This window comes from Sphingomonas phyllosphaerae (genome assembly GCF_029623345.1).
Lineage (GTDB): Bacteria > Pseudomonadota > Alphaproteobacteria > Sphingomonadales > Sphingomonadaceae > Sphingomonas > Sphingomonas phyllosphaerae_C.
On sequence record NZ_JAPYKH010000004.1, the window covers coordinates 155044 to 178593 of the forward strand.

Genomic DNA, 23550 nt, shown 5'->3' on the forward strand with positions numbered 1-23550 from the left:
TACCCGATCGCGCATGAGTGACGCGCCCCGCCCCAAGTCCTGGATCATGGACATCGCCCCCTATGTTCCGGGGCGCTCCACCACTGACGACGGGCGCAAGGTCGCCAAGCTCAGCTCGAACGAGAACCCGCTCGGCACCTCGCCCGCGGCGCGCGCCGCCTTCGCCTCGGCGGCCGACTCGCTCGAACGCTATCCCGACGCGAGCGGAACGATCGTGCGCGAGGCGATCGCGGCGCGCTTCGGACTCGACCCGGCGCGGATCATCTACGGCAACGGCTCGGACGAGATCCTCCACCTCGCCGCGGGCGCCTTCGCCGGGCCGGGCGACGAGGTGATCTTCGTCCGCTACGGCTTCGCGGTGTACGAGATCGCGGCGCGGCGCGTCGGCGCCACCCCAGTGATCGCGCCCGATCGCGATTATGCCACCGACGTCGATGCGATCCTCGCCTGTGTCAGCGAGCGCACGCGCGTCGTCTACGTCGCCAACCCCAACAACCCGACCGGCACCTTCGCGCCGCGCGCCGAGATCGCGCGGCTCCACGCCGCGCTGCCGCCGACGGTGCTGCTGGTGCTCGACCAGGCCTATGCCGAATATCTCGCCGACGAGGACGACGATGGCGGGCTCGAGCTCGCCGCAACCGCATCCAACGTGCTGGTGACGCGCACCTTCTCCAAAATCCACGGGCTCGCCGCGGAGCGCATCGGCTGGGGCTATGCGCATGCCGACATCGTCCAGGCGCTGCACCGCATCCGGCTGCCGTTCAACATGACCATCGGTGGCCAGCGCGCCGCCGTCGCCGCGATCCAGGATCGCGCGTTCGTCGAGCACACGCGCGCGCACAACGCGGTCTGGCGCGCCTGGTTCGTCGACGAGATCGCCAAGCTGGGCAACGCCGGGCTGCGCTCGATCCCGAGCGAGGCAAATTTCGTGCTGGTCGTGTTCGACGGCGCGCTGACCGCGGAGACCGCCTACAAGGGGCTGATGGACGCGGGCTATATCGTCCGCTGGCTGCCCGGCCAAGGGCTCGCGCAGGGCCTGCGCATCACCATCGGCACCGAGGACGAGACGCGCGGCGTCGCCGCGGCGCTGCGCGCGCTGGTCGAGCGCGGCACCGCGCCGGTGCACGCAGAGGCGGCCGACGCCGGGATCGAGCGCGGCTGATGCTGCCGTTCAGCCGCGTCACCGTCATCGGGCTCGGGCTGATCGGCTCGTCGGTGGCGCGCGCGGTGCGCCAGTATCTGCCGACGGTGCGGCTCACCGGACATGACGCCAGCGCAGAGGTGCGCGAGACCGCGCGGCGGGTCGATCTGGTCGACGACGTCGCCGACAGCGCTGCCGCGGCGGTGACCGACGCCGATCTCGTCATCCTGTGCGTGCCGGTCGGCGCGATGGGCGCGGTCGCCGCCGAGATCGCCGAGGAGCTGCCCGCTGACGCGATCGTCAGCGACGTCGGCAGCTGCAAGACCGCGGTGGCGCAGGCGCTCGCCGCGGTGCTGCCGCCCGAGCGCGTCGTGCCCGCGCACCCGGTGGCAGGGACCGAGCAGAGCGGCCCCGAGGCGGGCTTCGCCTCCTTGTTCCGCGGCCGCTGGTGCATCGTCACCCCGCTGGCGGAGAGCGATCCGCTGGCGGTGGCGCGGGTCGAGGAATTCTGGCACCGCCTCGGCGCCGACGTCGAGCGGATGGCGCCCGACCACCATGATCGCGTGCTGGCGGTGACGAGCCACCTGCCGCACCTGATCGCCTATACGATCGTCGGCACCGCGGATGATCTCGGCCAGGTCACCGAATCGGAGGTGATCAAATTCTCCGCCGGCGGCTTTCGCGACTTCACCCGCATCGCCGCGTCCGACCCGGTGATGTGGCGCGACGTCTTCCTCGCCAACAAGGAGGCGGTGCTGGAGATGCTCCAGCGCTTCAGCGAGGATCTCAGCCAGCTGCAGCGCGCGATCCGCTGGGGTGACGGCGACGCGCTGTACGACCGTTTCGCGCGGACGCGCGCGATCCGCCGGTCGATCGTCGACCAGGGCCAGGACGACGCCGCCGCCGACTTCGGCCGCCGGCACGACTGAGGGCACCTCCTCCGACAGAGAGCCGTTCTGCTGAATCCGTTTCAGCCTCCACCGGCCCGCAAGCGCCACGGTGTCAGGATGTGCGGCGCGGTGTATCCTGAGACGAGCTCTGGAGGACGCCAACGGTCACAATCGACGTCTAGGCCGCACCGGTGCTCGCAGACCCCGTGTTCAGCGCATTGATCGCCGCATGCACGCGTGCCTCGATCTCGCGGCGCGGCAGACCGGGCGGGATCGGCTCACCGAGCAGGATCGTCACCTCGCCCGGTGTCACCGTGCCGCGCCGCAACCCGAGCCGTCCGCTATCGAGCGCGATCGGCACCACCGGATAGCCCAGCGCCTTGTACAGCCCGGCGAACCCCGAACGCAGCGGCGGCGCCTCGCCGTGCGGCACGCGGGTGCCCTCGGGATAGACGATCACCGAGCGCCGTGCCGCGCGCGCCACCTTCGCGTCGCGCACCATTTGGCGCAGCGCGCCGGCCGAGGCCTCGCGATCGACCGGAATGCCGCCATAGACCCGCGTCGCATAGCCCCAGAAAGGGATGCGCCACAGCTCGCGCTTGAGCACCACCGCCGGGCCGCGCAGCAGCGGCTGGAGCTCGACCGTCTCGTACATCGCCTCGTGCTTGACCGCGTAAAGCACCGGCCCGGCAGGCAGCTCGCCCACCAGCCGCGGACGGACGCGGAGAAAGGTCGCGGCCGCCCAGCGATGATAATAGGACCATACGTGCGCGTAAGGGATCATCGCGCGCTGGCCGAACAGCGCGACGATCGGCACGACCAGCACGATCGGTACCGAGCCGGCGTAGAACACCAGCCGGAAGAGCCAGGATCTCAGCGCGTTCACCGTCTCATCCGCTCCCACCCCAGCACCACCGCGCGCAGCAGCAGCTTGTTATACTCGTTGACCGCCTGCGCCAGTGTCGGCTCGCTCGGCACGCCTTCGACCGCGACGCTCACCGAGGTGCCGAGCGCGGCGGCGAGCTCCAGCGCGGCGCGGCGGGCGTGCCAGTCGGAGGTGACCAGCCGGATCGAGCGATAGCCATGCGCCTTGACCCAGACAGCGGTCTCCTCGGCGTTGCCGCGCGTGTCGACCGCCTCGGCACCGAGGTCGACGCAGCAGGCGAAGGTGCCGGCATGGCCGCTGATGCGCGCGAGATCGGCGCGCGTGACGCCCGGCGCGGTGCCGGTCACCAGCATGCGCCGCGCGCGATGCTGCTCCAGCAGGTCGAGACCGCGCGCGATCCGCCCCGCCGCCCCGGTCGGCACCACAATCGCGTCGGTGCGCAGCGCCGCGTCGGGGGTGCCCGGCAGCGCCAGCATGAACAATGCGAAGCCCAGCGCCCAGCCGAGCAGCGCCAGCGCGGCCAGCCGCTTGATCACAGCGTTCGTGCCAGCGCGTGGGTGACGGTGCGGCGTGCCACCAGCGCCGCGAAGCCGACGAAGGCGAAGGGCAGCGCCGCGAGCACGCCCCAGCCCTGCGCGCCGAGCGCGACGGCGTCGCCGAGCGCGCCGCTACCCGCGGCGAAAGGGCGCACCAGCAGTGCTGTAGCCGCGCCGGCGGATGCGGTCGCGACCAGCGCGGCGGTTGCGGCATCGCGTGCGACGCGGCGCTGGAACAGACCCGCAACCTGGATATCGGTCGCACCGAGCCCGTGGATCACCGCGATCGTCGCGCGGTGCGCCTCCAGCCCGGCCCGCGCGGCGAGTACCACCACCGCAGCGCTGGCAGCCACCATCAGCGCCGCGGCAGCGGCGGCGACCACCGCGGCGACGCGCAGCAGCCGCGCCAGCGGCGCCACCGCGGCGCCGTGCGAGTCGATCACGGCGCTTGGCGCGGCGCGGCGCAGCACCGCGCGCGCCGTCGCGAGCGCGTCGTCGCCGGGTGCGAGCTCGAGATCGATCAGTTCGGGCATCGGCAGGTCGGGATCGTCCGCCGCGCTGCCGAGCCAGGGCGCCACCAGCTTCTCCAGTTCGGCGCGCGGTACCGCGCGCGCGCTCGTCACCGCGGACGAGGAGCGCAGCGCCGCCAGCGCGCGCGCCGCCGCCGCCGTGCGCGCGACGGGATCGGCATCGGTGAGCTGCACCGTCGCGCGACCGCTCAGCCGCGCGCCCAGCGCCGCCGCGCCGCGTCCCGCGCCGATCCCCGCCGCCGCCGCGAGCAGCGTCATGAACAGCATGATGGCGAGCACGCCCACCATCGCGCGCCCGGCGCGCGTCGGGTCGAGCACGCGGGCGATCGCCGTGCTCATGCCATGCTCACCCGCGCCGGCGGGAAGCGCAGCGCGCCGGTCGGGTCGAGCAAACGCCCGTCGGCCAGCCGCATCAGCTGCGCGGCCTTCACCTGTCGCAGCAGCTGCGGGTCGTGCGTCGCCACCACCACCGTGGTGCCGAGACCGTTCAGCGAGGTGAACAATTGCATCAGCCGATCGGCCATCGCCTCGTCGACGTTGCCGGTGGGCTCATCGGCCAGCAGCAGCTCGGGCCGCCCCGCTACGGCGCGCGCAATCGCGACCCGTTGCTGCTCGCCGCCCGAGAGCGTCACGGGCCGGGCCGTGGCACGGTGTGACAGGCCGACCCAGGCGAGCATCTCGTGCACCGCCTCGGCGACGTCGGACTCGTCGGCCCCGGCGATGCGCAGCGGCAGCGCCACGTTGTCGGCGATGCTGAGGTGCGGCACGAGGCGGAAGTCCTGGTAGACCACGCCGATGCGGCGGCGGAACCCGGGCATGCGCGCGCGCGGCAGCGTCACCACATCCTCGCCGAACAGCCGGATGATGCCGCGGCTCGGGCGCTGCGCGAGGTAGAGCAGGCTCAGCAGCGAGGTCTTGCCCGCGCCGCTCGCGCCGGTGAGGAAATAGAATTCGCCGGGCGCGAGCGCGAAGCTGACGTCGCGCAGCACCTCCTCGCCCTGGCCGTAGCGCAGCCCGACATTCTCGAACTGGACGATCCCCGCCACCCGGCCGCTCACCACCTCTCGCCTGCGCATCGCTCCCCCGCCATCGCACGCGTGCCCGCGCGCATCAAGCAGGCGACGGGCCGCTTGCCTCAGGTGGCTCGCACGTGCTTAGAATCGCGATCAGTTCCTGCCGGTGGCCCGCCATGATCATCGAATGTCCCGAATGTCGCGCGCGCTATCAGGTGCCGGACGGCACGGTCGGTGCGACCGGCCGCACCGTGCGCTGCGCCAATTGCCGCCACAGCTGGTACCAGGAGCCGCAGGACGAGCTTCTCGTCGACGACTATGAGGAGGAAGAGGAGCTCGGGTCCCCTGGTGTCGCCGTTCCGGCCGCCTACCCGTCCGAGCCCGAGCCGGCTCCCGTCCCTGCCTCGCGCGTTGCCGAGCCGGTCGCCGTGCCGCCGCCGATCGCGGCACCGGCGCCGCTTTCAACCCCGCCCTCGCCGATCGCGCCCGCGCTGGTCGAGGCCGATCCCGAGCCCTCCGCGGTCGCCGCCGGCTACGACGCCTTCGCGCACCGCCCGCCGTTCCGGCCCGAGCGCAACACCGCGCGGATGCGCACCATCGCCAGCCTCGCCGCCGGGCTGCTGATGCTCGCCGCGGTCGCGGTGATCCTGTGGACCACCGCGCCCGGGTTGGCGCAGCAGGTCGGCCTCTCGATCGGGCCGGCCGAGCTGCCGTTGCGCATCGTCGATCACCCGATCGAGCGCCGCAAGATGGCCAATGGCTCGGAGCTGTTCGCGGTCAGCGGGCAGATCACCAACCCTTCGGCGACGCGCCAGCGCGTTCCGGACATCCGCGCCGACCTGCGCGATGCGCAGGGCAAGATCGTGTTCAGCTGGACGATCACCCCGCAGCAGCGCACCCTGCTGCCCAATGGCGAACTCGACTTCAACTCGGCGCAAGTCGACGTTCCCGCCACGTCGAAGCGGCTCGACCTCAGCTTCGTCGGCGAGGAAAGCTGAGCCGGGCGACGAAAGCGTGTTGCCAGCCCCCCAGGGCTTTGCTAGGGGCCCGCTCCTGCCAGCCGCCGGGCCTGCCCCGGCGGACATCACGTGCGGTCGTGGCGGAATTGGTAGACGCGCAACGTTGAGGTCGTTGTGTCCGAAAGGACGTGGAAGTTCGAGTCTTCTCGACCGCACCACCTTCCCGCCTAGGCGCGGGAACCGCGGACCGGCCGGTCCGCGCGGCTCGTCCCAAGCGGGAACAGCCGCTCGTCGGCGCCGAGCGCCGCTCCCGAGCGTTATGCCTCGCGTATGACTTGTACCGCGTACCTGCAAGCGATCGGCACCGCGACGCCGACGCACGACATCCACACCGACTTTGTCGACTGGGCACGCCATCGCCTGCCTGAGCGGCCCGCGCGGCTGTTCGAGCGGATGGCCGCGCGGGCGGGCATCGTGCATCGCTGGTCGGTGCTGCCCGAGAGCGCGGGTTCGCCGGTCGCCGCGGGGGGCTTCTATGCCGCCGAGACGCTGCCCGGCACCGGCGCCCGCATGGCGCTGTACGCCGCGGCGGCCCCGGTCCTCGCGCTCGCCGCAGTCGGCGCACTGGCCGAGCAGGTCGGGCTAGACGGCATCACGCATCTCGTCGTGGCAAGCTGCACCGGCTTCGTCGCGCCGGGGGTCGACCAGATCATCGCGCGACGGCTCGGGCTGGCGGCGACGGTGGAGCGAACGCTGATCGGCTTCATGGGCTGCTACGCCGCGGTGGTCGCGCTGCGCACCGCGCGCCACATCGTCCGCTCCGAACCGGCGGCGCGCGTCCTAGTGGTGACGGTGGAGCTGTCGACGCTCCACCTCCAGGCGAGCGACGAGCTGGAGCCGCTGCTCGCCATGCTCCAGTTCGGCGACGGCGCCGCCGCCGCGCTGGTCACCGCCGCACCGGGCGGGCTCGCGCTGGAGCGGCCGTTCAGCGCCGCGCTGGCGGAATCGGACTCGCTGATCCGCTGGGACATCACCGACCGCGGCTTCGCGATGCATCTCTCGGGGGAGGTGCCGGGGCGGCTCGGCGGCGCGCTGCGCGACCGCGCGCTGGTCGACGCGCTCACCGGCGGCGCGCCGGTGGACCGCTGGGCGGTGCATGCCGGCGGTCGCTCGATCCTCGATTCGGTCGAGCAGGCGCTGGCGCTGCCCCGCGAGGCGCTGGCCGAATCGCGCGCGGTGCTGCGCGACTGCGGCAACATGTCCTCGGCGACGTTGCTCTTCGTGCTCGCGCGCGTGCTCCGCGGTGCGGCGGTGCGACACGGCGTGGCGCTCGCCTTCGGTCCGGGCATGGCGGCGGAGGGGATCGCCTTCCGTACCGCGCCGTGAGCGCGTCCCCGCTCGCCGAGCGGCGAATCGCGGACGAGCTGATGGACGCGGACGATCTTGCGCCCGCGACCTATGCGGCGGTCGTGGCCGATCTCGCCCGGGTCAATGTCGTGACGCTCGCCGCGCGCCCCACGCTCGCTTTCCTGCGCCGCACCTGCCGGCCTGGCGGTCGCTATCGGCTGCTCGACGTCGGCTATGGCGACGGCGACATGCTGCGGCGGATCGCGCGCTGGGGGGCGCGACGCGGCGTCGCCCTCGAGCTCGTCGGCATCGACCAGAACGAGCGCAGCCGCGCCGCCGCGCTGGCGCACAGTCCGGCAGAATTCGGAATCGACTGGCGCGTCGGCGACTATCACGCGCTCGGCGACGAGCCGTGGGACCTGGTGATCTCGAGCTTGGTCGCGCACCATATGTCGCGCGACGAGCTGGTCGCTTTCCTCGCCTGGATGGAGCGGCACGCGCGCGTCGGCTGGCTGGTCAGCGACCTTCACCGACACGTCGTCGCCTACCGCGCCTGGCCGGTGCTGGCGCGCGGCTTCGGCTGGCACCCGATCGTGCGCCATGACGGCCATGTCTCGATCGCGCGCAGCTATCGGCCCGACGAGTGGAGTCCGCTGCTCGCCGCGGCGGGCGTGCGTGACGCCCGCGTCTATCGCGCCTTCCCGTTCCGGCTATGCGTCGAGCGCCGCTGATCCTTGGCGGCGGTCCCGCGGGTGCGGCCGCGGCGATCACGCTGGCGCAGCGCGGCACGCGTGCGCTGGTGATCGAGCGCACGCGCGACACCGGCGACGCCCTTTGCGGCGGTTTCCTTAGCTGGCGCACGCTGGCGGCGGTGGAGCGGCTCGGCATCGACCCGGACGCGCTCGGCGCCGCGGTGGTGCGACGCGTGCGCCTGTTCGCCGCGGGGCGCGTGGTCGAGGCGCCGCTGCCCGCGCCCGCGCGCGGCGTCTCGCGCCACCGGCTCGACTCGCTGCTGCTCGCGCACGCTGTGGCGACGGGCGCAGCGGTGGAGCGCGGCGTCGCGGCGCGGGCGGTCGAGGACGGCGCCGTGCGCACCGCCGACGGCGCGCTGTTGGCGAGCGACGCGCTGTTCCTTGCCAACGGCAAGCATGACGTGCGCGGCTCGGCGCGGCCGGCGCCTCAGCAAGACCCGGCTTTGGGACTGCGCACGCGCCGGGCCGACTCACCCGCACTGGCGCGGCTGGTCGGCGACGCGGTCGAGCTCCACCTGTTCCGCGGCGGCTATGCCGGCGTGGTGCGGCAGGAGGACGGCAGCACCAACATCTGCCTCGCGCTGCGCCGCTCGCGGCTGAGCGCGGCGGGAACGCCCGCGCGCCTGCTCGAGACGCTCGCCGCGGAGGCGCCGGCGCTGGGCGAGCGGCTCGGCGATGCGAGCGCGGGCGCGATCGAGGCGGTCGCGAACGTGCCTTATGGCTGGCGCGCGCGGTCGGGTGAAACCGGGTTGTTCCGGCTCGGCGACCAGGCCGCGGTGATCCCTTCGCTCGCCGGCGAGGGCATGGGAATCGCGCTGGCGAGCGGCATGAGCGCGGCGCGCGCGTGGCAGGACGGCGGCGGGATGGCGGCGGCATCATGGCAGGCGCGCTTCGCTCGCCGCGCGAGCACGCCGCTGGCGATCGCGGGGGCGGTGCGCGCGCTGGCGGAGCATCCGGTGCTCGCCGCGCCGCTGCTGGCGCCGCTCGCCCGCGCTGGAATGCTTGAGCGGCTGGCGCGCTGGACACGGATCGGGGGCGAGTAGTGCGCGGCTACGCTTCGAGAAGAGGCTTCGCCGAGCTCAGCCCCTGCGGGAATGGGGAAGCTCATCGGTAGCCAAGCGGCGCTGGACAACCCGGTTTCTCTCCCGTTTGTGCCGAGGAGGCGCTGCGTTCGTCGAAGCGCCGTCTCGAAGCACTCCGCGCCTAAACCGTCGTGTCGAGCGGCGACAACGCCGCCCCGCTTCGCAATCACCGCGGCGAGTTAATCGCGCGCCAATCCGCTTGTTAAGCTTGGCTCAAGCCACTATCCGCCAACGCCGACGCCATGGCCCGCGCCCCCTCCCGCACCTCCCGCTCGCGACAGGCGCGCTCCCCGTGGCGGCGACGGCTCAGCGTCGCGCTGAAGATGCTGCTGGCGCTCGCCCTACTCGCGATCGGCGCGCTCGTCGTGGCGGTCTATATCGCGCGCTCGCAGCTGCCGAGCTTCGAATCGCTAAAATCCTCGCCCAACGGCCAGATGGTGCGGGTCCACGCCGCCGATGGCAGCGTGCTGGTCTCGCTCGGGCCGAGCTACGGCCAGTGGCTGAGCTACGATCGCATTCCCGCCGTGATGTCCGACGCGACGATCGCGGTGGAGGACCGCCGCTTTCGCAGCCACGTCGGGGTCGATCCGATCGGCATCATCCGCTCGGTCGGGGTCCGCTACGAGCGCGGCCATTGGGTGCAGGGCGGCTCGACCATCACCCAGCAGCTCGCGCGTACGGTCTTCCTCAACAACCAGAAGAAGTTCGGCCGCAAGTTCCGCGAGGCGATCCTGGCGCTGGCGATCGAGCGCAAGTTCAGCAAGGACCAAATTCTCGAGCTGTACCTCAACAAGGTCTATTACGGCGGCGGCGCCTATGGCATCGACGCCGCGAGCCGGAAGTTCTTCGGCCATGGCGCGAGCCAGCTGAGCCTCACCGAGGCCGCGGTGATCGCCGGGCTGGTCAAGGCGCCGTCCAATTACTCCCCCACCGCCGACGCCGAAGCCGCGGTCGGCCGCGCCGGGGTGGTGATCCAGCAGATGGTGCGCAACGGCTTCATCACCTCGAGCCAGGCCGCCGCGGCCGATCCCAACGACGTCCGCCTCGCGCCCGCACCGCGGCAGAACAGCGTGCGCTATTTCACCGACTGGGCGCTGCCCCAGCTAGAGCTGTTGATCGACGAGACCGAGAAGCCGCTCGAAGTGTGGACCACGCTCGACCCGGCGATGCAGCGCGCTGCCGACGAGGCGGTGCGCGCCAATGCCCCTGCGGGCGCGCAGGGCGCGCTGGTCGCGCTCGACCGCGACGGCTCGGTGCGCGCGATGGTCGGCGGTACCGATTACGTCGGCTCCAACTACAATCGCGCCACCAAGGCGCAGCGCCAGCCCGGCTCGGCGTTCAAACTGTTCGTCTACCTGTCGGCGCTCGAGGCCGGGCGCACGCCCGAGGACCGCGAGATCGACGAGCCCGTGACGATCGACGGCTGGAGCCCGCGCAACGACTCGCGCCGCTTCTCGGGCGAGGTCACATTGCGCACCGCCTTCGCCTTCTCGCTCAACACCATCGCCGCCAAGCTCGGCTATGCGGTCGGCTTTCAGACAGTGGCCGACATGGCGCGGCGCTTCGGCATCACCACCGCGGTCAACACGCATCCCTCGATGGTGCTCGGCACCTCCGAGGTGCGCGTGATCGACATGACGCGCGCCTTCGCCAGCGTCGGCAACAAGGGCGTGGCGGTGACGCCGTTCGGGATCACGCGCGTGACCGCCGAGGGCGAGGAGATCTACCGCCACGAGGTCGATCGCAGCCACGTGCTGGTGGCGCCCAACGTCGCGGCGCAGATGATCGACCTGCTCCAGACCACGGTCAACACCGGTACCGGCCGCGCCGCGCAGATCGGCCGTCCGGTGGCGGGCAAGACCGGTACCACCACCAGCAGCAAGGACGGCTGGTTCCTCGGCTTCTCCTCGGGGCTGACCACCGGCGTGTGGATGGGGCGCGACGATGCCAAGCCGGTCGGCGGGCTGCACGGCGGCACTGCGCCCGCGCGCGCCTTCGCGCAATTCATGCGCCAGGCGGTGGCCAATCGGCCGATCGAGCCGTTCGACACGCAGGTGACGCTGCCCGAGGCGCAGCTCGAGCCCGACGTCGAGAGCTATTACGGCGCACCCGACAACAGCAGCTTCGTCGGCGACGACGGCCTCGCGATCGACCCAGGCGCTGCGGCCGAGCCGCAGGCGCCGGTGTTCGGCCCCGAGCGACCGGTGGTGCAGCCGGTGCCGCGCGCGCGCGACGACGATGCCGCGCCCGACGACGGCACCGACGCGCGCGCCACCCCGCCGCCGGCCCCGGCGCAGCGACTCGACCAGGACTGGCTCGATCGAGTCACCGGCCGGCCCCAGCGCGATCAGGGCCGCGATCAGGGCCGCGACCGCGCCGCACCGCGCGGTCAGCCGTCGCGCGCGCCCTCCGGAGACCCATCGGGCGATCGCCCGTACCAGTGAAGTGCGGCGCCGTTGGCGCGTAGCCAGGCGCGCTCAGACGCAGGATCACGGCCGTAGAGCTTGGCCACCAGCGCGTGGAAGCGCAGCGAATGGTCCATATGGACCCGATGCGCCACCTCGTGCGCGGCGGTGGCGCGACGCACTGCGCGCGGCGCCAGCACCAGCCGCCAGCTGTAGCGGATCGCGCCATGGTGCGCACAGCTGCCCCAGCGCCCGCGCGGGTCGCCGACGCTCACCGCGCTGACCGTCACGCCGGCGAGCGCGGCGTAATACGCGGTATCCTCCTCCAGCATCGCCAACGCCGTGCGTCGCAGCCATGCCGCAACACGCCGCTCGACCATCTCCGCCGGGCCGCCGACGACGAGCCGATCGCCCTCGACCCGCGGCAGCCGCGGTGCGCCCGCCCGCCACGTGATCGTCAGCGCCGCGTCGTCGATCGCCAGCGTCGCGCCGGGGACGAACGGCCGCGGCTGCGGCAGCAAAGCGCGCTGGGCGTCGAGCCAGGCGCGCTGCCCGACCGCCCAGGCCAGCGCCTTGGCAGCGGAGGCGCGCGGCGGCAGCGTCAGCCGCACGCGTCCACTGGTCGGATCGAACGAAAGCCGGGCCCGCCGCGCGCGCGGGTTGCGGACCAGCTCGATCGAGTCCGCGGGGATCGTCGCGCCGGTCACGGCCGGATCAGAGATCGCGATCGACGATATGATGTTCCAGGTCGCCCGCGTCGTCCTCGCTGATCGTCCAGCCGCGCACCGACTGGCCCGCGCGATGCACCGCCTCGCGGTCACCGCTGACCAGATAATGCCAGTCGGGCAGCGGCTCGCCATTCGCGCGCAGGCGATAGGCGCAGGTGGAGGGCAGCCAGTCGATCGAGTCGACGTTGCTCGTCGTCAGCCGCACGCACTCGCTCACATAAGCGCGGCGGTGGCGGTAGTTGGAACATTGCCCGCTGCGGCGATCGAGCAGGCGGCAAGCGACGTTGGTGGCGACCAGCTCGCCGGTGTCCTCGTCCTCCAGCTTGTGCAGGCAGCATTTGCCGCAGCCGTCGCACAGCGCCTCCCACTGCGCGCGGTCGAGCCGGTCGAGCGGCACGTCCTCCCAGAAGCGGCCGGTCAATGCGCCCATTTCGTCACCTCGTCGGCGATCGCCTGCGGCGGCCCCTCGGGCAACAGCGCGAGCGGCTTACCCTGCGGATCGAACAGATAGATCTGGCGGCTGTGGTCCATCAGATAGCCATCGGCGTTGCCCTTGCCGCGCGCGTAATAAATGCCGAACGTCTTGGCTGCGGCGGCGATCTGCGGCGGCAAGCCGGTCAACCCGACCAGCCGCGGGTGGAAGGCCGAGACGAAGCGCTTGAGCGCGGCGGGCGTGTCGCGCGCCGGGTCGACCGTGACGAAGATCGGTGTGATTCGCGCCGCCAGCGCGGCATTGCTCCGCTCGATCAGCCGCAGCCCCGCGGCGATGTTCTGCACGTCGGTGGGGCAGACGTCGGGGCAGAAGGTATAGCCGAAATAGACGATGCGATACTGCCCGGCGAAGTCGCGCTCGGTGCGCGCGCGCCCTTCCTGGTCGGTCAGCGCAAAGGCGCCGCCGATGCGTGCGCCGGCGAGCGGCGGGGTGGCGGCCGGCTCGCTCGAGCAGGCCGCCACCGTTCCGGCCAGCGCGAGCGACAGCGCGGCGGCGATGGGACGACGCATGTTCATGGTGGCGGCAGATGTGATGCGTTATAGCCCATCCCGCAACCCTTTCCGCTCCGCCGACGCGAGACCGCCCGAACCATGATCCGCCGCCTGCTTCCTGCCGCCGCGCTGCTGCTCCCGCTCGGCACACTCCCCCTCCCCGCCACGGCGCAGCAGCAGTCGCAGAGCTACAAGTTCCTCGAGTCGATTCGGAAGGGCGACGGCAACGCGGTGATCGCGACGCTCGATCAGCCCGGCCAGACGATCATCAACACGCGCGACGTCACCACCGGCGAGGGCGCGCTCCACATCGTCGTCAAACGCGGCGACTCGGCCTATCTGCGCTACCTGCTCGCCAAGGGCGCCGACCCCAATCTGCGCGACCGCGAGGGCGAGACGCCGATGATGCTCGCGGTCCAGGCCGGCCAGCCCGAGATGGTGCAGATCCTCGCCAACGCCAAGGCCAATGCCAATCTCGCCGACGGCAGCGGCGAGACCCCGCTGATCCGCGCGGTGCAGCGCCGCGACCTGACGCTGGTCCGCGCGGTGTTGGCGGCAGGGGGAAATCCCGACCAGCCCGACAACGTCGCGGGCATGTCCGCGCGCGACTATGCCAAACGCGACACGCGCTCGACCGCGATCGCCAAGGTGCTCGACGAGACGCCGGCGAAGACCCAGCGCGCGGTGGCCGGCCCGCGGATGTGAGCGGCCGGCGCGCGCTGTGGCGGGCCCGCTCAGAAGCCCTGCACCGCCTCGGGATCGTGCACCGCGATCAGGCGGCGCGCGGCGCGGCGCGCGAAGGCGAGCGTGCAGCGCTTTCGTACGTGTGCGGCGAGCGGCTCGGTGCGCGCCTCGCGCACGATCGCGGCGTCGTAGCGATCGGCGACGATCAGCCCGGTGCGCTCGGGCAGGAAGGCGGCACCGTCAATCGGCGCGGCGTCGAACCCGGCCGGCACCGCCCAGTAGAAGCGGTCGCAGTGCGCGAGATAGTCCTGCCACTTGGCGTCGCCGAGCAGGTCGGCGCGCGACACCTTGATCTCGACGATCACCAACTGGCCACGCTGGTCGAGCGCCATGAGGTCGGCACGCCGCCCGCCGTCGAGCGGCACCTCGGCGATCGCGGTGAGCTCGTGGCGCAACAGCATCCGCGTTACGCCGCGTGCGACATCGGCCGCGCACATCGGGCCGGGTGAGTCGACGCACGATTCGGGTGTGGTGAGCATCGCAGCGCGATAGAACATCCCGCGAACGCTGGCAAAGCCCTGAAGAGTCGGCAGGCGCACGCAAGTGGTTGAACGCGCCCGCCGCCTCGGGCATGGACGGTGGGATGGTTCCCGTTCCGTTCGCCGCCCTCGCCTTCGCCGGCCACGACTGGTGTGCGCTGCCGCAGGGCGCGCTCTACTGGCCGGCGCGACGCGCGCTGCTGGTAGCCGACCTGCACCTTGAAAAGGCGAGCTGGTACGCACGCGGCGGGCAGATGCTGCCGCCTTATGACTCGATCGGGACGCTGACCGGTCTCGCCGCGCTGGTCGATTCACTCGCGCCGGAGGAAGCGTGGTGCCTGGGCGACAGCTTCCACGACGTCGAGGGATGCGACCGCCTACCCGCCGACGCGCGCGCCCTGCTCACCCGGCTGACCGCCGCGACGCGCTGGACCTGGATCACGGGCAACCACGACCGCGTCTATGTCGACCGCTGCGGCGGCGAGGCGGTCGACGAGGCGCTGGTGGACGGAGTCGTGCTGCGCCACGAGGCGGCGCGCGGCGAGATGCGGCCCGAGCTGTCGGGCCATTTTCATCCGAAGTTGCGCGTGCGCGTGCGCGGCAAGCTGGTGGCACGGCGTTGCTTCATCGCCGGCCCGCGCAAGTTGATCCTCCCCGCCTTCGGCGCGCTCACCGGCGGGCTGGACGCGACCCATCCCGAGATCGTTCGCGCCGCGGGCGGACCCGCCGAGGCGCTGGTCGCTCTACCCGACCGGCTGCTGCGCTTTCCGCTCGCCGCCTGAGCGCAGCCGGGTCAGCAGCGCGGCGACCTCGTCATAGTCGCGCGCGATGGCGTCGACGCCGATCGCGCGCAGCCGCTCGGCGTGACCCGGCCCGCAATGCGACGCAGCGACCAGCCCGATGACATAGGCCCCGCTCGCCACCGCTCCGGTCGCGCCGACCGGCGAATCCTCGATCACCACGCAGCGCTCGATCGGCACGCCCAGCCGTTCCGCGCCGTACCAATAGAGATCGGGCGCGGGCTTGCCGCGCTCGACATGCTCCGCGCCCGAATAAAGATGGTCGCCGAACGACGTCAGCAGCCCGAGGTGCTGGAGGTGCGTGCGGATCCAGCGCACGCGGCTCGACGACACCACCGCACGCGGCAGGTCGTCGGGCAGCGAGCGCACGAAGGCCGCCGCCCCCTCCACTTCGGCGATCCCCTCGACCAGGCAGCGCTCGTCCTCGGCCTGCCGTGCGGCGCGAAAGTCGTCGGGCAGCGGGCGCCCGATCCAGCGCTCCACCGCGCCGGTGAAGTCGGTGCCCGATAGACCCATGAACTGCGCCATCGCCTGATCAGCGGAGGTGGGATGGCCCGCGGCGGTGAGATAATCGGCGAGATGGCGGTTGCCGCTGGCCTCGCTTTCGATCAGCACGCCGTCGAAATCGAAGAGCAGCGCCTGGATCGGCATCGCAGCGCTCATCGCCGTGCGCCGAACAGCGCCGAACCGACGCGCACGTAAGTGGCGCCGAGCGTTACCGCGGTCTCGAAATCGTCGGACATTCCCATGCTCAATCCCTTCAGGTCGTGGTCGCGCGCCAGCTTGGCGCAGAGCGCGAGATAGGGCGCGGGCTCGAGCTCGGCGGGCGGAATGCACATCAGCCCGGCGACCGGGAGGCCGGCGTCACGCGCCTGGCGCAGCAGCGCCGGCAGCTCCGCGATCGCGCAGCCGCCCTTCTGCGGCTCGGCGCCGATGTTGACCTGGAGGAAACAGTCGGGCGCGCGCCGCTGCGACGCGATCGCGCGCGCCAGCGCCTCGACGAGCGAGGGCCGGTCGACCGAGTGGATCGCATCCGCCAGCGCGACCGCATCGCCGGCCTTGTTCGACTGCAGCTGACCGATCAGGTGGAGCCGCGCGTCGGGATAGTCCTCGCGCAGCGCCGGCCATTTCGCCTGCGCCTCCTGCACGCGATTCTCGCCGAAGTCGCGCACCCCGGCGGCGAGCAGCGGGCGGATCGCCGCGGCGTCATGCGTCTTCGATACCGCGATCAGCGCCACGTCGGCGGGCGCGCGTTTCGCCACGCGAGCGGCGCGGGCGATACGGTCGCGCACCGCGGCGAGCCGCGCCTCGGCATCGCGGGAGAGGTCGTCCTGGATCATGCCCGGCGCTATAGGTGGCGCGATGCTTGCCCGCCACCCCGACCGCTGGCTGATGACCGACGAGCGCCAGGGTGAGGCATTATGGCGCGCGCTGGAGCGACTGCCGCGCGGCGGCGGAATCGTCTTTCGCCACCACGCCACGCCCGCTCGGGAGCGGGCGCGGCTGTTCGCGCGTGTCGCGGCGGTGGCGCGTCGGCGCGGGCTGGTGCTGGTGCGTGCCGGCGCGCCCCCCTTGCGCGGCGAGAGCGGCCGCCACGCGCGGCGCGGTAGTGGTCTGGTGACTTGGCCCGCGCACTCGCGTCCCGAGGCGATCGCCGCGGTGCGCGCGGGGGCGGCCGTCGTCTTCGTCTCCCCCGTGTTTGCGACCCGCTCGCATCCCGGCGCGCGTGCGCTCGGGCCACTGCGCGCCGCCGCGATCGCGCGCGGGCTGCCGGTTGCGGCGGTCGCGCTCGGCGGGGTTGACGAGCGCCGCTACCGTCGACGGCTGCGCGCGCTCGGCTTCGCGGGCTATGCCGCGATCGACGCCTGGGCCGGCCCCGGCGACTGAACCCGTCTCAGCCGATGTGCTCGGCGAAGAACGCCGCGGTGCGCTCGTCCGCCAACTCGGCCGCCACGTCCGAGCGGCGCCGCCCGAACTCGGTGGCGAAGCCGTGATCCTCCCCGGGATAATCGTAGAGTGTCACGCGCGGATGATCGTCGAGGCCCTCGTGCATCGCCTGCTGGGTCGCCGCGTCGACGAAGCCGTCTGCGCCGGCGATGTGGAGCAGCAGCGGGCGCGCGATCGCATGTTTCTCGCCGAGCAGCCCGTCAATCCCCACGGCGTAATAGCCGACACTCGCGTCGACGTCGGTCCGCGCCGCGGTCATGTAGGCGAGACGGCCACCCAGGCAGTAGCCGACCGCGCCGACCTTCTTCCCGCTCTCGGCGCGCGCGTAGCGGATCGCCGCCTCGATATCGCGGACGCCGCCATCCTGATCGAACTCGCCGATCAGCGCCAGCGCACGCTCCATCTCGGGCGCGATATCGGGATCAAGCTCGATCCCCGGCGTGATCCGCCAGAAAAGGTCGGGCGCGATCGCCAGATAGCCTGCCTCGGCCAGCGTGTCGCACTTGCGGCGAATGCCCGCGTTGATGCCGAAGATCTCTTGGATCACGACGATAGCGCCGCGTGGCGTGCCGGCGGGATCAGCGCGATACGCGGGCATGTCACCGCCGTCGAGCGCGGTGATGGTAGCGAGGGCGGTCATGCAGGGGTCTCTCTCCTGGCGCCCGGCGCGCTGCCCCGCGGACATTGCGGAGCCGCGACGATCACGGGCATAAGCGGCGCCACGCTATCGCGCCCTCAGGGCGCGCTCAAGGAGCCGCGACGATGAAGGTGACGATCGAGCTCGACTGTACGCCCGAAGAGGCGCGCCGGATGATGGGCCTGCCCGATCTCACGCCGCTGCACGATTTGTATCTCTCGCGGATGCGCGAGGCGCTTGACGGCCGCGTCGCGCCCGAGACCGTCGCTGCGATGATGCGCAGTTGGACTCCCGTGGGCGATGCCGGGATGGACTTCTGGCGCCAGCTGTTCACCGCTAGCGCCGGCAAGTCTGGCTGAGTGGACACGGAAACGATCTATGCGCTGTCGAGCGGCGCACCGCCCGCAGCGATTGCGGTGATGCGCATCAGCGGTCCCGATGCGCAAGCGGCGGCTGCGGCGCTGGCGGGGCGGCTGCCCCCGCCCCGCCGAGCCGGCGTGCGGACACTCCGCAGCGGCGACAGCACAGCGCTGGATCGCGCGTTGGTGCTGGTATTTCCCGGCCCGAACAGCGCAACGGGGGAGGACCTCGTCGAACTGCATCTTCATGGCGGGCGGGCGGTGGTCGCGGCCGTCGCCGCCGCGCTCGCCGTCCAGCCGCGAGTGCGCCGCGCCATGCCCGGTGAGTTCACGCGGCGCGCCCTGATGAACGGCCGGATCGACTTGGACCAGGCCGAGGGTCTCGCCGACCTGCTCGAAGCCGAGACGGAGGATCAACGTCGCGCCGCGCTGGCCAGGAGCGATGGCGTAGTTGGAAAGACGCTGACCGGCTGGATGGGCGCGCTCAGTGACGCCGCAGCCATGATCGAGGCGGTGATCGATTATGATGAGGAGGCGGACGTAGCCGCGGATCATGCCGATACGTGGCGTGCAATGATCAATGGCACGCATAGTGAGATGGTCGCACTGCTGGCGCAGCCATCGGTGGAGCGGCTGCGCGACGGGATGCTGGTTGTTCTCGCCGGTCCGCCGAACGCCGGAAAATCGTCGTTGTTCAACGCGCTGCTCGGCCGCGATGCAGCGATTGTAACCCCCCTCGCCGGGACGACGCGCGACGTGATCGAGGCGCAGATCGTTCGCGGCGGCATACCTTACCGACTCTGTGACACGGCGGGTCTCACCGACGATACCGCAGACGTGGTAGAGCAGATCGGCGTTGACCGTGCTCGAGCACTGAGCGACCGCGCGGATGTGATCTTGTGGCTCGGTGACCCGCAAGCGGCGCCGCCAGGGGCAGTGCGCGTAGCGGCCAAGGCTGACGTCGCGGTAAATGGCGTCGCAGACATCGTCGTCTCGACGCGATCGATCGAGACCATCGAACGCCTGTGGGGGCTACTTGCTGATAAAGCTCGCGAGCTACTGTCATTCACGTCCGACGTCGCCATTGCGGAAGCGCAGCGCACCGTGATCAAGGAGGTCTCCGATCTACTAGGCGCTGCGCTGCGTGAGACAGATGCGCTTATCAGCGCGGAGGATTTGCGCATTGCGCGACGGCGGCTCGGCAGTCTAGTGGGCGAAGATCCGACCGAAGCGATGCTGGACGCTCTTTTCGGACGCTTCTGCCTCGGCAAGTGAGTTGTTCCACGTGAAACACTATGACGTTGTGGTAGTCGGTGGCGGTCATGCCGGGACCGAGGCAGCGGCAGCGGCTGCGAGGCGCGGCGCGACGGTGCTGTTGGTGACACAGCGCGTCGACCAGATCGGCGCAATGTCGTGCAACCCATCGATCGGCGGCGTTGGCAAGGGCCATCTCGTGCGCGAGGTCGATGCGCTCGACGGCCTGATGGGCATCGCGGCCGATGATGCAACGATCCACCGTCGCATGCTTAACCGCTCCAAGGGTTTGGCAGTGCAAGGCCCGCGCATCCAGGCCGACCGACGGATCTATCGAACGTCGATCCAAACGCAGCTGCGCACCTATGCTTCTCTGACGATCATCCAAGACGAAGCAGTGGCGCTGGAAACAACGGGAGGTTCGATCTCAGGCATTCGCCTCGAAAGCGGCTCGGTCGTGCGGACGCGAGCAATGGTGATCGCAGCCGGCACATTCCTCGGTGGGCGACTTTTTAGAGGACACGAGCGACTCGACGGCGGCCGGATCGATGAACGTCCAAGCCAGCGAATGAGCCAGCAGCTGCGCGCGCTTGATCTACCTATAACGCGTCTGAAAACGGGGACTCCGCCTCGTCTCGATGGTAGAACCATCGACTGGTCGCGACTTGAACGACAAGCGAGTGACGCAGACAGGTGGCGCATGTCCTTTCTACCCCGCGCGCACCTATCCCTGCCTCAGCTCTCCTGTGCGATCACGCGGACCGACGCGCGCGGGCATGATGTCATTCGAGCCGGCTTGTCCGATTCTCCGCTTTTCGCGGGAGCGATTGAAGGAAGCGGTCCGCGTTACTGCCCCTCGATCGAAGACAAGGTACATCGTTTCGGTGATCGTGACGGGCACCAGATCTTCCTCGAACCAGAGGGGTTGGATGATCATACGATCTATCCCAACGGGATCTCGACCTCGCTCTCACGCGAGACGCAGGATCAGCTGATCGCGACCATCGCCGGGCTGGAGCGAGCGCGCATCACGACCTATGGCTATGCGGTAGAATATGATCATCTCGACCCGCGGTCGTTGGATCACCGTCTTGCTCTTCATGTCCTTCCAGGCCTGTTTTGCGCTGGCCAGATCAATGGAAGTACAGGGTACGAAGAGGCGGCCGCTCAAGGGCTGATCGCAGGGCTCAACGCCGCGGGGCACGCGCTTTCTCTCGATGGCTTCATCTGTGACCGCGCAAGCGGCTATATGGGAGTCATGATAGATGATCTGGTGCTGCAGGGAGTAAGTGAGCCGTACCGGATGCTCACCGCGCGCGCCGAATATCGGCTCGCGCTAAGGGCCGATAATGCAGAGACGCGGCTCACGGGCCTTGGCATTGCAGCCGGCGCGGTGCGGGAACAACGCCGCGCATCGTTCGATCGCCGTCAGATCATGCGCGAGCAAGCGCGAGCCGGTGAGAACGTAGATGTCGATGCTGACGTGCGTCGCGAGATCGATGAGGATACTCGCTATGCGCCTTACCTCGAACGGCAGGCGGTGGAGATCGCACGCATGCGCGCGGATCGTGACATCGCGGTTCCCGCTCCCGATACGCTGGGCGGCGTTCCCGGCTTGTCTACCGAGATGATCGAGCGTCTACGCATTGCTCGTCCGACCACGTTGGATGAGGCTTCGCGCATTCGCGGCATCACGCCGGCGGCGCTGTCTGCCTTATGGCTGCATGTGCGGAAAAAAGCGTGACCGAGGAAGACGCGCGCGATTGGGTCGTTACTCACTTCGGTGAGCCAGCGGCGCGTCGGCTGGAGCAATTCGGCGCGCTGGTTGTATCGGAAAACAGCAGGCAGAACTTAATCGCGCCGGCCTCAGTCGCGCAGATATGGTCGCGCCATCTGCTCGACTCGGCGCAGCTTCTCGCCCTTAGTGAGGGTCCGGGCGACTGGCTGGATATCGGCAGCGGCGCCGGCTTTCCCGGCATGGTCATCGCTTTGTTGAGTGATCATAGCGTCACTTTGGTGGAGCCCCGTGCGCGACGAGCAAACTTCCTCAGCGCTGCTGCCGACGAACTTGGCCTTGCGCACGTCAGAGTTGTCAAGAGTCGGGCGGAAAGCCTACCTGCTCACACCTTTGCGGTCATCTCGGCACGTGCAGTGGCGGCGCTTGAGGATCTTCTTGCTATGACACGGCACCTGCGCGACGTGCGCACGCGGCTTGTTCTACCACGCGGTCGGGGGGCTGGAGCCGAGATTGATCTCGCGCGGTCACGATGGCAGGGTATGTTCCACGTGGAACACAGCCTCACCGACCCTGAATCGCTCATCGTCATCGCCGACGGAGTATCTGTCTGATGTTCTGCATAGCTATCGCCAACCAGAAAGGCGGAGTCGGCAAGACGACGAGCGCGATCAATGTCGCGACAGCCCTTGCCGCCTCGGGGCATCGGGTGCTGCTGATTGACCTCGACCCGCAGGGTAATGCTTCCACTGGTCTCGGCATCGCGCAGGCCCAACGCGAGCGATCGACGTACGACGTGCTGCTAGATGATGCCGGGCTCGCGGATGCGGCAGTGCCGAGCGGCATCCCCCATCTCGATGTTATTCCCGCGACCGTCGATCTCTCAGGCGCAGAGATCGAGCTTGTCGAGTCGAGCGACCGCACCCACCGTCTTCGGCGCGCACTTGATCGAGCGGACCCCAACTGGGACGTGATCCTCATCGACTGCCCGCCCTCTCTCGGCCTGCTTACGATCAACGCCATGGTGGCGGCTGATGCGCTCCTCGTTCCGCTCCAATGCGAGTTCTTCGCGCTTGAAGGGCTGAGCCAGCTGCTCAACACGGTGGAACGCATCCGTTCGCGCTTCAATCCGTCACTCTCGATTCTGGGTGTCGCGCTGACGATGTACGATCGGCGCAACCGGCTCACCGAGCAGGTCTCGGCAGACGTCCGTGCTGTGCTCGGAAAGGTCGTGTTCGATACGGTGATCCCACGTAACGTTCGCCTGTCGGAAGCGCCGAGCCATGGCCTGCCGGCGCTGATCTATGACCATCGCTGCAGTGGTTCCGAGGCTTATATTGCGCTGGCACGCGAGCTGATCCAGCGCTTGCCCCGAGTGGAGAATGTAGCAGCATGAGTGATGCAGGAGCGCGGCGAACGCGCAATGGTCTCGGGCGTGGGTTAAACGCGCTGCTGGGTGACGTGGCGCAGGACGAGCGCGAGGCGGGCGAGGCTCCGGCGCGCGGCGCGGTGCGGATGATTCCGGTGTCGGCGATCGCGCCGCATCCCGACCAGCCGCGCCGCCATTTCGACGAGGCAGCGCTCGACGAACTCGCCGCCTCCATCGCCGAGCGCGGCGTGATACAGCCGATCATCGTCCGCCCGCATGGTCATGACTATCAGATCGTCGCGGGTGAGCGCCGCTGGCGCGCGGCGCAGCGCGCTCGGCTCCACGAGGTGCCGGTCGTCGTTCGCGAGTATAGCGACAGCGAGACGCTCCAGATCGCCCTGCTGGAAAATATCCAGCGCGAGGACCTTAACGCGATCGAAGAGGCCCGTGCTTACCAGCGGCTGATCGACGAATTCGGCCATACTCAGGACGCCCTCGCCCGCGCAGTGCACAAGTCGCGCAGCCACGTCGCCAATTTGCTGCGCCTGCTCGACCTTCCCGACGAGGTCCAGTCGCAGGTGGTGAGCGGCACGCTGACGATGGGGCATGCGCGCGCGATGGTCAGCGCCGATGATCCCGTCGCCCTCGCCGACCAGGTGGTGACGCAGGGTCTCTCGGTCCGCCAGACCGAGAAGCTCGCCAGCAGCGACAAGCGCGGCGGTAGCGCGGCGCCCCGCTCGGCCACCAGCGGCGCCCGGGCGATGGCGCCGGCGAGCGGCGGCAGCGCCGACCTCGCCGCGCTGGAGAACCAGCTCGCCGACCTGCTCGGGCTCAAGGTACATATCGCGTTCAACGAGGACGGACGCGGCTCGATCACGCTCGATTACAGCTCACTCGAGCAGCTCGATATGGTGTGCCAGCGTCTAAGTGGCGAGCGGATCTGATCCACTGTCTGATCCGCTTCATTAGCACC

At 70.4% G+C, this 23550-nt stretch carries 27 protein-coding genes and 1 tRNA gene; 17 read left to right on the forward strand and 11 right to left on the reverse strand.

Translation table 11 applies throughout. The annotated features are described in order from the left end of the window. Nucleotides 1–13 precede the first annotated feature (13 nt). Entirely contained in the window at nt 14–1162 is a 1149-nt protein-coding gene (gene hisC / locus QBJ89_RS05710; RefSeq protein WP_277979566.1) for a histidinol-phosphate transaminase, read from the forward strand. Further along, the gene (locus QBJ89_RS05715; RefSeq protein WP_277979567.1) at nt 1162–2070 is read left to right on the forward strand and encodes a prephenate/arogenate dehydrogenase family protein; all 909 of its coding nucleotides are present in this window, start codon (nt 1162–1164) and stop codon (nt 2068–2070) included. The genes hisC and QBJ89_RS05715 overlap by 1 nt, the downstream gene beginning before the upstream one ends. 139 nt (nt 2071–2209) lie before the next feature. Here QBJ89_RS05715 and QBJ89_RS05720 read toward each other — a convergent pair whose 3' ends face one another. The 4 genes from QBJ89_RS05720 to ftsE are packed head-to-tail and all read right to left on the reverse strand — an operon-like array spanning nt 2210 to nt 5029. Continuing rightward, nucleotides 2210–2917, reverse strand: a complete 708-nt coding sequence (locus tag QBJ89_RS05720) for a lysophospholipid acyltransferase family protein (protein WP_277979568.1) — start codon at nt 2915–2917, stop codon at nt 2210–2212. Further along, nucleotides 2914–3453, reverse strand: coding sequence for a YdcF family protein (locus QBJ89_RS05725; protein WP_277979569.1), 540 nt, complete (start codon nt 3451–3453; stop codon nt 2914–2916). Before QBJ89_RS05725 ends, QBJ89_RS05720 begins: the two co-directional genes overlap by 4 nt. After that, nucleotides 3450–4322: a permease gene (locus QBJ89_RS05730; protein ID WP_277979570.1), complete on the reverse strand. Its 873-nt coding sequence runs from the start codon at nt 4320–4322 to the stop codon at nt 3450–3452. Before QBJ89_RS05730 ends, QBJ89_RS05725 begins: the two co-directional genes overlap by 4 nt. Next, complete coding sequence (ftsE, locus tag QBJ89_RS05735; RefSeq protein WP_277979688.1) at nt 4319–5029, reverse strand: cell division ATP-binding protein FtsE; 711 nt, start codon at nt 5027–5029, stop codon at nt 4319–4321. The genes QBJ89_RS05730 and ftsE overlap by 4 nt, the downstream gene beginning before the upstream one ends. A gap of 143 nt (nt 5030–5172) precedes the next feature. Here ftsE and QBJ89_RS05740 point away from each other — a divergent pair, with 143 nt between their 5' ends. The 6 genes from QBJ89_RS05740 (at nt 5173) to QBJ89_RS05765 (ending at nt 11580) form a co-directional block, all read left to right on the forward strand. Then, nucleotides 5173–5994 carry a zinc-ribbon domain-containing protein gene (locus QBJ89_RS05740; protein ID WP_277979571.1) on the forward strand — a complete coding sequence of 274 codons (822 nt, stop codon included), beginning with the start codon at nt 5173–5175 and terminating at the stop codon, nt 5992–5994. 92 nt (nt 5995–6086) lie between these two features. Beyond that, a tRNA-Leu gene (locus QBJ89_RS05745) sits at nt 6087–6173 on the forward strand. A 112-nt stretch (nt 6174–6285) separates the two neighbouring features. Then, complete coding sequence (locus QBJ89_RS05750; protein ID WP_277979572.1) at nt 6286–7341, forward strand: type III polyketide synthase; 1056 nt, start codon at nt 6286–6288, stop codon at nt 7339–7341. A 41-nt stretch (nt 7342–7382) separates the two neighbouring features. Next, the gene (locus QBJ89_RS05755; RefSeq protein ID WP_277979689.1) at nt 7383–8033 is read left to right on the forward strand and encodes a methyltransferase domain-containing protein; all 651 of its coding nucleotides are present in this window, start codon (nt 7383–7385) and stop codon (nt 8031–8033) included. Continuing rightward, the gene (locus QBJ89_RS05760) at nt 8015–9097 is read left to right on the forward strand and encodes an NAD(P)/FAD-dependent oxidoreductase (protein WP_277979573.1); all 1083 of its coding nucleotides are present in this window, start codon (nt 8015–8017) and stop codon (nt 9095–9097) included. The genes QBJ89_RS05755 and QBJ89_RS05760 overlap by 19 nt, the downstream gene beginning before the upstream one ends. A gap of 281 nt (nt 9098–9378) precedes the next feature. Then, entirely contained in the window at nt 9379–11580 is a 2202-nt protein-coding gene (locus QBJ89_RS05765) for a transglycosylase domain-containing protein (protein ID WP_431522513.1), read from the forward strand. Here the strand turns inward: QBJ89_RS05765 and QBJ89_RS05770 are convergent. Genes QBJ89_RS05770 through QBJ89_RS05780 form a run of 3 tightly spaced genes read right to left on the reverse strand, consistent with a single transcriptional unit; the run spans nt 11526 to nt 13277 of the window. Beyond that, a complete protein-coding gene (locus tag QBJ89_RS05770) occupies nt 11526–12248 on the reverse strand; it encodes a M48 family metallopeptidase (RefSeq protein ID WP_277979574.1) in 723 nt (240 codons plus the stop codon). The two genes, QBJ89_RS05765 and QBJ89_RS05770, sit on opposite strands and share 55 nt — an antisense overlap. Before the next feature lie 7 nt (nt 12249–12255). Then, the gene (locus QBJ89_RS05775; RefSeq protein WP_277979575.1) at nt 12256–12699 is read right to left on the reverse strand and encodes a YcgN family cysteine cluster protein; all 444 of its coding nucleotides are present in this window, start codon (nt 12697–12699) and stop codon (nt 12256–12258) included. Beyond that, entirely contained in the window at nt 12687–13277 is a 591-nt protein-coding gene (locus QBJ89_RS05780; protein ID WP_277979576.1) for an SCO family protein, read from the reverse strand. The genes QBJ89_RS05775 and QBJ89_RS05780 overlap by 13 nt, the downstream gene beginning before the upstream one ends. 75 nt (nt 13278–13352) lie before the next feature. Between QBJ89_RS05780 and QBJ89_RS05785 the strand changes: the two genes are divergently transcribed. Beyond that, nucleotides 13353–13958 (forward strand): ankyrin repeat domain-containing protein, encoded by a 606-nt coding sequence (locus tag QBJ89_RS05785; protein ID WP_277979577.1) that lies wholly within the window; start codon nt 13353–13355, stop codon nt 13956–13958. A 29-nt stretch (nt 13959–13987) separates the two neighbouring features. On the opposite strand, the gene QBJ89_RS05790 is transcribed toward QBJ89_RS05785, so the two are convergent. Then, a complete protein-coding gene (locus QBJ89_RS05790; RefSeq protein WP_277979578.1) occupies nt 13988–14494 on the reverse strand; it encodes an MmcB family DNA repair protein in 507 nt (168 codons plus the stop codon). A gap of 86 nt (nt 14495–14580) precedes the next feature. On the opposite strand from QBJ89_RS05790, the gene pdeM reads away from it, so the two are divergent. After that, the gene (pdeM, locus tag QBJ89_RS05795) at nt 14581–15258 is read left to right on the forward strand and encodes a ligase-associated DNA damage response endonuclease PdeM (protein ID WP_277979579.1); all 678 of its coding nucleotides are present in this window, start codon (nt 14581–14583) and stop codon (nt 15256–15258) included. Here the strand turns inward: pdeM and QBJ89_RS05800 are convergent. Next, nucleotides 15220–15927: an HAD family hydrolase gene (locus QBJ89_RS05800; RefSeq protein WP_431522515.1), complete on the reverse strand. Its 708-nt coding sequence runs from the start codon at nt 15925–15927 to the stop codon at nt 15220–15222. The two genes, pdeM and QBJ89_RS05800, sit on opposite strands and share 39 nt — an antisense overlap. Before the next feature lie 8 nt (nt 15928–15935). Next, a complete protein-coding gene (locus tag QBJ89_RS05805) occupies nt 15936–16616 on the reverse strand; it encodes a YggS family pyridoxal phosphate-dependent enzyme (RefSeq protein ID WP_277979581.1) in 681 nt (226 codons plus the stop codon). 22 nt (nt 16617–16638) lie between these two features. Between QBJ89_RS05805 and QBJ89_RS05810 the strand changes: the two genes are divergently transcribed. Beyond that, nucleotides 16639–17163, forward strand: coding sequence for a thiamine phosphate synthase (locus tag QBJ89_RS05810; protein WP_277979582.1), 525 nt, complete (start codon nt 16639–16641; stop codon nt 17161–17163). Between the two features lie 7 nt (nt 17164–17170). On the opposite strand, the gene QBJ89_RS05815 is transcribed toward QBJ89_RS05810, so the two are convergent. Next, nucleotides 17171–17863, reverse strand: coding sequence for a dienelactone hydrolase family protein (locus tag QBJ89_RS05815; RefSeq protein WP_277979583.1), 693 nt, complete (start codon nt 17861–17863; stop codon nt 17171–17173). A gap of 122 nt (nt 17864–17985) precedes the next feature. On the opposite strand from QBJ89_RS05815, the gene QBJ89_RS05820 reads away from it, so the two are divergent. The 6 genes from QBJ89_RS05820 to QBJ89_RS05845 are packed head-to-tail and all read left to right on the forward strand — an operon-like array spanning nt 17986 to nt 23521. Further along, complete coding sequence (locus tag QBJ89_RS05820) at nt 17986–18219, forward strand: DUF6489 family protein (protein ID WP_277979584.1); 234 nt, start codon at nt 17986–17988, stop codon at nt 18217–18219. After that, nucleotides 18220–19494, forward strand: coding sequence for a tRNA uridine-5-carboxymethylaminomethyl(34) synthesis GTPase MnmE (gene mnmE, locus QBJ89_RS05825; RefSeq protein WP_277979585.1), 1275 nt, complete (start codon nt 18220–18222; stop codon nt 19492–19494). A 10-nt stretch (nt 19495–19504) separates the two neighbouring features. Further along, on the forward strand, nt 19505–21217 hold the full coding sequence (gene mnmG / locus QBJ89_RS05830) for a tRNA uridine-5-carboxymethylaminomethyl(34) synthesis enzyme MnmG (RefSeq protein WP_277979586.1): 1713 nt from the start codon (nt 19505–19507) through the stop codon (nt 21215–21217). Then, complete coding sequence (gene rsmG, locus QBJ89_RS05835; RefSeq protein WP_277979587.1) at nt 21214–21822, forward strand: 16S rRNA (guanine(527)-N(7))-methyltransferase RsmG; 609 nt, start codon at nt 21214–21216, stop codon at nt 21820–21822. The genes mnmG and rsmG overlap by 4 nt, the downstream gene beginning before the upstream one ends. Beyond that, nucleotides 21822–22604, forward strand: coding sequence for a ParA family protein (locus tag QBJ89_RS05840; protein ID WP_277979588.1), 783 nt, complete (start codon nt 21822–21824; stop codon nt 22602–22604). Before rsmG ends, QBJ89_RS05840 begins: the two co-directional genes overlap by 1 nt. After that, entirely contained in the window at nt 22601–23521 is a 921-nt protein-coding gene (locus tag QBJ89_RS05845) for a ParB/RepB/Spo0J family partition protein (RefSeq protein WP_277979589.1), read from the forward strand. Before QBJ89_RS05840 ends, QBJ89_RS05845 begins: the two co-directional genes overlap by 4 nt. Nucleotides 23522–23550 lie beyond the last annotated feature (29 nt).

What these genes read in the sequence shown, in the direction of transcription:
- QBJ89_RS05715 (WP_277979567.1), top strand. Translation starts at nt 1,162, where the DNA reads ATGCTGCCGTTCAGCCGCGTCACCGTCATCGGGCTCGGGCTGATCGGC.
- QBJ89_RS05845 (WP_277979589.1), top strand. Translation starts at nt 22,601, where the DNA reads ATGAGTGATGCAGGAGCGCGGCGAACGCGCAATGGTCTCGGGCGTGGG.
- QBJ89_RS05820 (WP_277979584.1), top strand. Translation starts at nt 17,986, where the DNA reads ATGAAGGTGACGATCGAGCTCGACTGTACGCCCGAAGAGGCGCGCCGG.
- QBJ89_RS05785 (WP_277979577.1), top strand. Translation starts at nt 13,353, where the DNA reads ATGATCCGCCGCCTGCTTCCTGCCGCCGCGCTGCTGCTCCCGCTCGGC.
- hisC (WP_277979566.1), top strand. Translation starts at nt 14, where the DNA reads ATGAGTGACGCGCCCCGCCCCAAGTCCTGGATCATGGACATCGCCCCC.
- QBJ89_RS05790 (WP_277979578.1), bottom strand. Translation starts at nt 14,494, where the DNA reads ATGTTCTATCGCGCTGCGATGCTCACCACACCCGAATCGTGCGTCGAC.
- QBJ89_RS05775 (WP_277979575.1), bottom strand. Translation starts at nt 12,699, where the DNA reads ATGGGCGCATTGACCGGCCGCTTCTGGGAGGACGTGCCGCTCGACCGG.
- QBJ89_RS05800 (WP_431522515.1), bottom strand. Translation starts at nt 15,927, where the DNA reads ATGCCGATCCAGGCGCTGCTCTTCGATTTCGACGGCGTGCTGATCGAA.
- QBJ89_RS05740 (WP_277979571.1), top strand. Translation starts at nt 5,173, where the DNA reads ATGATCATCGAATGTCCCGAATGTCGCGCGCGCTATCAGGTGCCGGAC.
- QBJ89_RS05760 (WP_277979573.1), top strand. Translation starts at nt 8,015, where the DNA reads ATGCGTCGAGCGCCGCTGATCCTTGGCGGCGGTCCCGCGGGTGCGGCC.
- QBJ89_RS05765 (WP_431522513.1), top strand. Translation starts at nt 9,379, where the DNA reads ATGGCCCGCGCCCCCTCCCGCACCTCCCGCTCGCGACAGGCGCGCTCC.
- pdeM (WP_277979579.1), top strand. Translation starts at nt 14,581, where the DNA reads ATGGTTCCCGTTCCGTTCGCCGCCCTCGCCTTCGCCGGCCACGACTGG.
- QBJ89_RS05815 (WP_277979583.1), bottom strand. Translation starts at nt 17,863, where the DNA reads ATGACCGCCCTCGCTACCATCACCGCGCTCGACGGCGGTGACATGCCC.
- QBJ89_RS05755 (WP_277979689.1), top strand. Translation starts at nt 7,383, where the DNA reads ATGGACGCGGACGATCTTGCGCCCGCGACCTATGCGGCGGTCGTGGCC.
- QBJ89_RS05730 (WP_277979570.1), bottom strand. Translation starts at nt 4,322, where the DNA reads ATGAGCACGGCGATCGCCCGCGTGCTCGACCCGACGCGCGCCGGGCGC.
- QBJ89_RS05780 (WP_277979576.1), bottom strand. Translation starts at nt 13,277, where the DNA reads ATGAACATGCGTCGTCCCATCGCCGCCGCGCTGTCGCTCGCGCTGGCC.
- QBJ89_RS05840 (WP_277979588.1), top strand. Translation starts at nt 21,822, where the DNA reads ATGTTCTGCATAGCTATCGCCAACCAGAAAGGCGGAGTCGGCAAGACG.
- QBJ89_RS05750 (WP_277979572.1), top strand. Translation starts at nt 6,286, where the DNA reads ATGACTTGTACCGCGTACCTGCAAGCGATCGGCACCGCGACGCCGACG.
- QBJ89_RS05805 (WP_277979581.1), bottom strand. Translation starts at nt 16,616, where the DNA reads ATGATCCAGGACGACCTCTCCCGCGATGCCGAGGCGCGGCTCGCCGCG.
- QBJ89_RS05810 (WP_277979582.1), top strand. Translation starts at nt 16,639, where the DNA reads ATGCTTGCCCGCCACCCCGACCGCTGGCTGATGACCGACGAGCGCCAG.